The following is a 9,128-nucleotide window of genomic DNA, read 5'->3' on the forward strand; positions in this document are numbered from 1 at the left end:
AGCACCAGAATTTGTTGGCGAAATTCCCATACTGGTTAAGGGTTTAACGCGATTTTTAATCTGCGAAACTTGAGTTATTAAGTTCTCGATTTTTCTTGCGATCTCGATCAAGGGCAGCGACGTCATACTCTCGTTTGAGCCGGATGATGTACCAATCGCTATAGGGCGGATTGACCAGATCATAGCCCATTAGAGAAAGGACTTCGTTCACTTGATGGTAAAAAACCGTATCCCGTCCCATTCGGGGTACGTCCTTTTTGACCACCCAACCGAAATGAAACAGCGAGCAGGCTTTGATGACTTCCGGATCGATTCCTAACCGGTTTTCCATATGTTCTGTTCCTCTTTTAACAGGGTAGTTTTATTCATTTCCAGAACGGGACCTAATTCAATCTTCGTAAATTCGTCAGAAACATCCATGACGAAACAGGGATCTCGTTTCTCTTTGGTTTTTGCTAAGTCGAGGGTGAGTCGGACTGTCTGGCCGGTACGATGCATTGCCTGGCCGAAGTCTGAGTCGGGAGGAAATAGCAGTTCATTTAATGGGGCACTATGGATATCATTCATCTTGAAAAGCAGTTCTTGATAGAGTTCTTCGAGGGGGTTGCGGGCACGTTCGTTGTCCATATCCTCTTCGGGTAGGTCGGCTATGGCTGGTGGAGGTGTCGGTTCTACGATCTCAGGCCGGCGTTCGAGAAATGATGCCGCCCGCATCGCCACCTGTTCTTCGTGTAGCCAAATCGGCTGTTTTGGGGGCGGCAGGTTCGCCTCTGCGATGTCGGCTAATTTGTAGATGGGCGTTTTCTTGAGGAATTCGTCGATGTCTTCGGAAGTGATGCTTTTACCGATGGCTCCGATGTTGTTTTTGGCGGATTCGATGCTGGCATCGAGTAAACGCTCTAACAATGCCCCGATTTCGCTGGCGATATCGTATAATCGGTGCAGGTGGATGCCTCCGGAAGAAAGGGTATTTTCCTTTAACCGAATGATCTCTTTGGCATCTTTAATTGCTTTTTGGAGCGCTTTGGAGTCTTTGAGAAGTTGAAGAATGGTCTTAAAGTCCCGTTTCCTCAGCGTCCGCTCCATGTCATTTCGCAATAAGGCAAGTCCAGACATATGGGCACGGAATACCTCATTCCGATCGGTTTCATCCAAGTTATAGTGATCCATGACGGATGTTTCGGCGATCATGATTTGTATGTTCTGGGCGATAGTCGATTCTCCGCGTACAAAAGAGCTCATCAAGTGAGATAGCAATGCGCGAATATGTGTGGGCATTTCATATTCTAGTCCGTTATGCACGATCCATTTGTGGTTGCGGAGATACTTGAACACTTTGTTTCGATTTGCTTTTGTCATATAGGTGAGCAGGCTGTCCACGTCAGAAATCGAAAAAAAGCCAGCCCGTGATGAGGCAATGGTCCGTGCCCCAGCAAGGATCAGTACCATGAACTTCGGATCTTGGGTTCGAAAGATGTTTAACATATGAAAGTAGGGTTCAAGCTTCTTGGCGGCGATGACATCGCTGTGGGTGATGTCATAATCTTTTTGATAGACGCTTTGGTCTTCAGTGGTCATGGTGATCCGTCCGTTCTGTTGTTGGAGTTACTTTACTATTATTGACAGTTTGGTGAGATAACCTTCATTTGCGGAAGAATAGAAAAAAGCCTACTGTAGCAGACGGAGTTTCGCTATAGTGGGCTTTTGGGCTTTGTGTATTATGAAAGAAAAGTCCCGGTATATTGGTGATGAGTAGGTTTGGTTTGTGAGCGAACATGAAGGGCTTGAGTCCGCCTATGCAGGTACCCGTTCGGTTGTAAATTATCAGTCAAGCCGTTAGGTGTTTCTTTTTAACTCGCTAACTAGTTGGGGCTGATTTATTTCTGGAGTTTTGTGAACCCTAGTTTTTCTATTTCACGAAGACTAAACTTTTCAGTTTTGTAAAATAATTTACATATAACATAAAGACATGGTAAAGTAATTGTAAAATATGGGGAGGTTTTAAACGGTAAATACCGATTGCTTAAAAGGGAGTTGACTTTACTTTGAAGGATACCAATAATAGCGTTCCCAGAGCTTATACAATGCGACTTTATGGCGTGGATAAGCAAAACGACTCATGGCGCGACTGTTTATGGTTCACGCATGAAGCGATTAATCGTGGCGCTAAAGCTTTCGGCGATTGGTTGTTAACGTTTCGAGGGGGTCTTGATCATAACTTAGCGAAACCGGAAGATTTACAGGAGGAATCGCAAGAACTTGAGAACGGAAATGAGGAAATAAGAAGACGCAGAAGGATTTTGGCGATTTCTTGGCTGTCCGTCGAGTCAAAAAACGGCGCCCCTGTAGAGTATATTGTTTCTCATGATCCTGATTTACCTAACAATTCTAAATTGAAATGGAAGACCGTCGAGGCATTACGAGACATTTTGGTAAGACGAGATGTTGATAACAAGGAAATCGAGAATTGGATAGCAGACTGTAAAGATCTGGTGACAGCACCAATTCGGGAAGATGCCATTTGGGTGAATCGAAGTGATGCCTTTGACGAATTAGCAAAGACTATTCCTTCCTTGTCCAGAGATGAAGTTTGGGATTTGCTTGATTATTTCTTTACCAGTAAAGAGGCTTACTTTGTTTCATATCAAGAGAAAAATAACGGGCATTCCGAAAATGACTCCAGAACACTTATTCAAAAGGCAGGTAATTGGTTAAGTTCTAGAATAGGACAAGGTAAAAAATCCGATTATAGTAAACTAACTGTTGTCTATATGCTAATCGGGCAATGGGCTTTAATGAAGTCAAATGAAGATAACCCTACATCAACTATGGAAGACCTGGCTTTTTTTCTAGAGAAAAACGGTCTTAATCTACCCACAAAAAATAAAGATGGAATTTTGAGTATCGCAAAAAGTCAAGGACGTAGGAGTTCAACACAGCTAAAACTACAGTCATACTCTGACAGTAGGCAGCTAGACCGAGATGAACTAAGAAAATTAAATAAGAGCGCATTTTCTGACGCGGAAAAATCAAAGAAAAAAGCATCAGAGAAAGAAAAAGGTCCTCACGAATATTGTGAGGTGCTCATTCGAGATGTTGAAAATGCTTGTGGTTTTACCTTTTTTAAACTAGACAAAGGATCGAGGCATGAATTCTTTTCCATCATGTTTGATCACGGAGCGCGTAAAGTATCCACTGCCCATACGTGGAATAAGATAGCGGAAAAGAGAAGGCAAGAATTAAACGGCGATACCGAGAAATTAACCGAGGTCCCTGAAGAAGCAAGAACTTTTTTATTAAAGTATTGTGAACAGCGAACAAAAGACACGGATGCTAAGGAACGAGTTAGAATCCGTAAAGGGGCTATTAATGGATGGGGCGAAGTTGTGCACCTTTGGTCAAAAAATCCTAAAGCAACTGCCGAAGAAAGAATACACTTGGCCCGCAGCTTGCAAGATGACCTAGATAAATTCGGCGACATTAATCTTTTTGAAGATTTAGCCACTGAGGAAGCAAAATTCGTTTGGCTGAATAACGGCAAACCTGATCCGGAAATACTTAAAAATTATGTGACAGCCAGTGAGGCACGGTATAAACAAAGCAAGTTCAAGGTTCCAGCTTATAGACATCCCGATCCTCTGCTTCATCCCGTCTTCTGCGATTTTGGTAACTCACGGCCCAGCATTAGTTATAATGCCTATGAAGCAGTAAAAAAAGTTCGAGAATTGAACGGAATCATCGAAAAAAAAGAGGATAAAAGAAAAGAAATTCTGGAAAAAATCGAAAAGAACAAGAATAGTACTAAGAACGAAAAGTTAGAAAGTCAGTTACTCAGTATAGAAAAGGAGTTAAAAAGACATAGAGAAGAAAAAAGTCGACTACTCAATCCACGAATACTCTCTCTTGAGGTCTGGGACGGCCAAGAAACGAGGGCTGTCCCAATGCGTTGGTCTTCCAAACAATTGTTCAGCGATTTTGCATTAAGAACCCAATATATTAACTTTGTAGACCGTTCCGAAACGAAGAATGTACCAAGAGCAACCCGACATGGTGTAGCTACAAGCAATGTAGAAAGCGAATGGGCTATATTTGTTCGAGATATATTTTCAGAAAGTAACAAATGGAATGGCAGACTACAAGCGCCTAGAGAGCAGCTATGTCAGCTTGATGCGTTACGAAACAAGGATTTGGCGGCTTTTCATAGAGAAACGAAAAAAATCAACTGGTTCATCACATTATCAGCCAAGCTAAAACCGCAAGGACCCTGGCTGGATTATCTCAGTAATCGAGAAGCTACCTTATCTAGTACCCAAAGTAGTCTTTTTGCCAAAGAAAATAAAAAGCGAAGAGGAGAAGGGCGCTTACAACTTTGTCGACTTCCGGGATTACGGGTGCTTTCTGTAGATTTAGGACATCGGTATGGCGCCGCTTGTGCTGTTTGGGAGACAGTCGATCTCGAAGAAATTAAAAAGGTTTGCCAGGACCATGGTCGAGATTTCCCAAAAGAAGAAGACCATTATCTGCACATTTCCTATTCGAGCTTTTCGGGAGGAAAAGAAAAGAAGAAAACGATATTTTACCGGCGGATTGGTCCCGATGTCATACATGATGGAGAACCGCACCCAGCACCGTGGGCACGCTTGGACAGACAGTTCTTCATCAAGCTTCAGGGCGAAGAAATGGTTCGCAAAGCGTCGTCAGAGGAACTCTTCCTCGTGCACAAGCTTGAAGAGTTTATCGGTAAAAAGAATCCGCTTTTCGATCGACTTTATCATCAGTATTCAAACAGTAAGAGTTACATGAAGATGGCCGAAGGATTTGAAACGCTAGGTTATCCATCAAAAGAAAATGACGTAAAAAAAGAATGGAACGACGGAAATATTACGAAGCTCTTATCGGTTGACAAACTGATGGCTTATGCAGTTCGAATGGTAAGGGAAGGGCTACGACGTCATGCCAAAAGAACTCGAATCGCGAAAAACCTGATTTCCTCAGATAAAACAAGGCCCGGTGGTCGCAAGCAATCTTTACCCATAGAGGATAGAAACACAATATTAATGGAAGTTATCCAGGACTGGAGAGATTTGACTAGTAACGAAAGATGGGTTGACGAGAGGGCGCAAGAACTATGGAGTGTCTATATAAAAAAGTTAGCGAATGATTATTCATTGATCGATGAAAATCCAGAAAACGATGCAGAACTTGCCCGATTGCTGACTAAGAATGAATCTTTATGTATGAAGTTACACACTCTCTGGGCGACCCGTTGGAGAGAAGACGATGAACGATGGAGAGAACAACTTCGTCTTATAAAAGACTGGATTGTTCCATCAGGTGGGAAAGGGAAATCCGGTTCGATTCGCCATGTTGGGGGTCTGTCAACAATTCGTATAACCACATTTAGAGCACTTCGCAGGGCACAGATCGCCTATTACACACGCCCTACTACTGAAAGCGATGGGGATCAAGTCCAACCTTCTTTTGGACAAAAAGTTTTAACGGATATAGAGAACATGCAGGAAAACAGGGTCAAACAACTCGTCAGCCGGATTGTGGAAGCAGCGCTTGGCATTGGACAGGAATATTCTCGTACGATGGGATCGAAAACTCCAAAACGCCCCATAAATCAACCGGATGATCTACGACATCGGGCTTGTCACGCCGTTGTAATAGAAGACCTGACCCATTATCGCCCCGAAGAGACGCGAACACGTCGAGAAAATCGCCAGCTTATGAATTGGCAAGCGGCTAGAGTAAAGAAATATCTGGATGATAGCAGGACTTTGCACGGGATTAAACTAGTTGATGTATCTCCGAGATACACCTCCAGGCAGGACTCTCGTACAGGTGCGGCCGGGCTGCGGTGTAGAGACGTTAGTGTTTCTGACTTTTGTTCTTCAATTTATTGGGACAAGGAATTGAAAAAGGCGGAAAAAAAAGCACAACAACACAAAGCGGGTGCGTTCGAAAAGTATATTTTAAAATTGAAAGAACTGGCTGAGAAAACAAACGATAAAGACAAGTACTTCCGTATTCCCGTTAGTGGCGGTGAAATATTCGTATCTGCCGATAGGAACTCACCCGTTCAAAAAGGCATCCACGCCGACTTAAATGCAGCCGCGAATATTGGACTTCGGGCGATAACCGATCCTGATTGGCCTGGACGATGGTGGTATATTGCAACATCACCAAGCGAGAACTATCGCATACCTGTCAAAGAAAAGTATGCTGGTGTACATGAGTTAGATAAACAGAAGTTTGGGAAGTGTGGAACGGGTTATACTACAAACATTGAAAGAGTTACCCGTAAAAAAGCAGAAGAAGCGAGAGTAATGAATCTATTTCGAGATGTATCGAATGTTTCTTATCACAAAGCAACTTGGTTCACATATCAAGATTATTGGGAACTTCAAACGGAGAAAGTAATCGAAAACTTACGGAGAGTTTATATAGACTCGATGTAAAGAAAAGTGATGAATCATGACCGATGAGTATCTGTGGCCCGCACGAAATGTTGCCGAATATGCTTACTGCCCTCGACTTTTTTATCTGATGGAAGTTGAAGGTCTTCATCTTGTGAATGTTCATACCGAAGAAGGTATGAACATTCATCGCAAGGTGGATAAACCGAGTCGGGTTAAAAGGTCGAAGGAAGGAGACTTGATTCAAGAAGAACAGCCAAAAAGCGTACGAAGTTTTACGGTAAGAAACTCAGAACTAAAGCTGATGGCTATAATTGATCTCGTCGATATTGATGGCAATCAGGCGACACCGATTGAATATCGAAAAGGTAGGCCGCGAAGAAAAGGAAACTTTGCGGAGCCTTGGCCTACTGAACGAGTACAGGTCGGTTTACAAGCTCTTTTGTTAGAACAAACAGGATACGAAGTAAAAGAAGCACAAATATATTATGCCCGTGAAAAAATGAAGCTCTCCTTAATCGTTGACACTGCTTTAAAAGACGAAGCGTTAGAGATTTTGGAAGAAGCTAAAAACTGCGCCAAAGGCTCAAGACCGTTGCCGCTTGTCAACGATGAACGCTGTTCTGGATGTTCCTTACAACCACTCTGCCTACCCAATGAAATCAATTATGAGCGCTTGAAAAATGCTGATGAGGAATTTCAGCCAAGGAAAGTCTGGCCACCTTGCGACGAAGGAATTCAGGTGGTAGTACAACAACAGGGGACGAAAATCGGCGTTTCTGGAATGTCTATGCGAATCAAAGATGCACAAGGAACCCTTCAAAAAGAAATCCCACTTACAAATGTTGAAAGCGTATCTCTCCTTGGATCTGTGCAAATATCAACCCAAGCTGTGCAAACATTGTCCGATCTCGGTATTCCTATTGCCTACCTATCTCCAGTTGGTCGCTTAATTGCATTGATCGATCCTTTAGATTCAACAAGTGCCGAAATTCGCCGGAGCCAAGTTCGAAAGCTTGACGATCCAACTGTAGTTCTTGAATTGTCAAAGGCTCTGATTATAGCGAAGATCGCAAACCAACGAACACTTTTGATGAGAAATAATGCTGCTTTACCGGAAAATGTAGCAAAAGATTTAAAAAAACTAATTGCCTTGACTGAAAAGGCAAAATCGGTAGATTCAGTAAGGGGTTATGAAGGACAAGCTGCATCTCTATACTTCCGCCATTTTGCAGGAACGATTAAAGATATACTGTCCGAAGAATTTCAAAAAAATGGACGAGTTAGAAGACCGGCACTCGATCCAATTAATGCTTGTTTATCTTTCGCTTATACGAATCTGACGAATGAGTCAGTCGCCGCCTGCCGGTTAGCACGACTCGAACCGAGTATCGGCGCTTTACATGTGTCACGACCAGGTCGGCCGGCGCTAGCATTAGATTTAATGGAGCCGTTCCGTCCACTGATTGCAGATTCTATTGTCATCTCCGCATTCAATAGAGGAGAATTGGGTGAAGGTCACTTTATCAGAACCGCTTCGGGATGTTTGATGACCGATTTTGGACGGAGAGCGTTTTACAATATTTATGCTAGACGAATGGATACGTTAATTACACATCCCACTTATGGTTATCGACTCAGTTATCGGCGCATGCTAATCTTGCATGCCAGAATGATAGCAGCGTGGTTGATGGGGGAAATTCCGGATCTTTCTTTCCTTACGACACGTTAGGGTATTTTAGGTTTATAGGAAGATTTGCAATGCGCCGATGTTATCTTGTTTGTTATGATATCAGTGATGCCAAAAGGCTAAGAAAAGTTTTCAAGACCATGAAGGGTTATGGAGAACACTGGCAGTACTCGATTTTCTTTTGCGTTCTCAAAGATATTGAACGTGTCAGGCTTCAGGGTAAACTGGAATCGATTGTAAATGCTAGGGAAGACCAAATTATGATCGTCGATTTAGGAAGCAATGAGGAAAAAGCAAGAGAGTCGACTGAAGTAATAGGAAAACGTCTTGAGCAAATTGACGAACGACTCCTTGTGTTCTAACTTGACAAAAAAAGAAAAACGTGGTACTTTCCAAGTGTCTCTATAGGAGGCAAAAAATCACGGCATGTGTCGTCCCTTTCAGTAGGCTTGGCACCGTGGCATTCCTATTTTTCATTAGGGCCCTTTGATAATCGAATATCGAGCACGAAGGTTCATTAAGGCCTATCAGAGTGTGCTCGCAAGTATTGCGGTTATTAAGAAAAACTTGACTTGCTTCTTATTTTATAACACAGCGATGGACGATATATTTAGTTGTGCTCGTAACACAGCTTCAGAAGGCTTGCGGTAAACGAGGTTCGAGCACAAGCGGTCGCATCGCCTTAATGAAAGCTACGAATGTGACACACCAGGACGCATCTGTTTACCGTCTGGGCCTGTGCGTCGCATCGCCTTAATGAAAGCTACGAATGTGACACGAATGAAGGTCAAAACTTAAAGCGTATTCAGACCGTCGCATCGCCTTAATGAAAGCTACGAATGTGACACCGGAGAAGAATCTAACGAGTAAATGGTTAGCCGAGGTCGCATCGCCTTAATGAAAGCTACGAATGTGACACTGCTGTCGGTTTTACAGTTGGGACGGTCCGGAGGGTTCGCATAGAGTATATCTAGGAGAGGAAGGTGTCAGTTATATATATATTGGGGTGGGGTGGG

At 43.0% G+C, this 9,128-nt stretch carries 5 protein-coding genes; 3 read left to right on the plus strand and 2 right to left on the minus strand.

Annotation, left to right across the window (positions count from 1 at the left end; all coding sequences use genetic code 11):
- Positions 1-55 precede the first annotated feature (55 nt).
- Entirely contained in the window at positions 56-331 is a 276-nt protein-coding gene (locus GJ688_RS18805; RefSeq protein WP_155478053.1) for a hypothetical protein, read from the minus strand.
- Entirely contained in the window at positions 316-1,578 is a 1,263-nt protein-coding gene (locus GJ688_RS18810; protein WP_155478054.1) for a hypothetical protein, read from the minus strand. Before GJ688_RS18810 ends, GJ688_RS18805 begins: the two co-directional genes overlap by 16 nt.
- Positions 1,579-2,045: 467 nt before the next feature.
- Between GJ688_RS18810 and cas12b the strand changes: the two genes are divergently transcribed.
- The 3 genes from cas12b to cas2 are packed head-to-tail and all read left to right on the plus strand — an operon-like array spanning position 2,046 to position 8,474.
- Positions 2,046-6,464 (plus strand): type V CRISPR-associated protein Cas12b, encoded by a 4,419-nt coding sequence (cas12b, locus tag GJ688_RS18815; RefSeq protein WP_155478055.1) that lies wholly within the window; start codon positions 2,046-2,048, stop codon positions 6,462-6,464.
- Between the two features lie 16 nt (positions 6,465-6,480).
- Complete coding sequence (gene cas4g/cas1g, locus GJ688_RS18820; RefSeq protein WP_155478056.1) at positions 6,481-8,154, plus strand: CRISPR-associated endonuclease Cas4g/Cas1g; 1,674 nt, start codon at positions 6,481-6,483, stop codon at positions 8,152-8,154.
- Between the two features lie 29 nt (positions 8,155-8,183).
- Positions 8,184-8,474, plus strand: a complete 291-nt coding sequence (gene cas2 / locus GJ688_RS18825) for a CRISPR-associated endonuclease Cas2 (protein ID WP_155478057.1) — start codon at positions 8,184-8,186, stop codon at positions 8,472-8,474.
- Positions 8,475-9,128 lie beyond the last annotated feature (654 nt).

The organism is Heliobacterium mobile (assembly GCF_009720735.1).
In the GTDB taxonomy this organism is placed as follows: Bacteria; Bacillota; Desulfitobacteriia; order Heliobacteriales; family Heliobacteriaceae; genus Heliobacterium; species Heliobacterium mobile.

Bases quoted from the DNA above. Each gene is read 5' to 3' on its own strand.
- GJ688_RS18805 (WP_155478053.1), bottom strand. From the start codon at position 331: ATGGAAAACCGGTTAGGAATCGATCCGGAAGTCATCAAAGCCTGCTCG.
- GJ688_RS18810 (WP_155478054.1), bottom strand. From the start codon at position 1,578: ATGACCACTGAAGACCAAAGCGTCTATCAAAAAGATTATGACATCACC.
- cas4g/cas1g (WP_155478056.1), top strand. From the start codon at position 6,481: ATGACCGATGAGTATCTGTGGCCCGCACGAAATGTTGCCGAATATGCT.
- cas2 (WP_155478057.1), top strand. From the start codon at position 8,184: ATGCGCCGATGTTATCTTGTTTGTTATGATATCAGTGATGCCAAAAGG.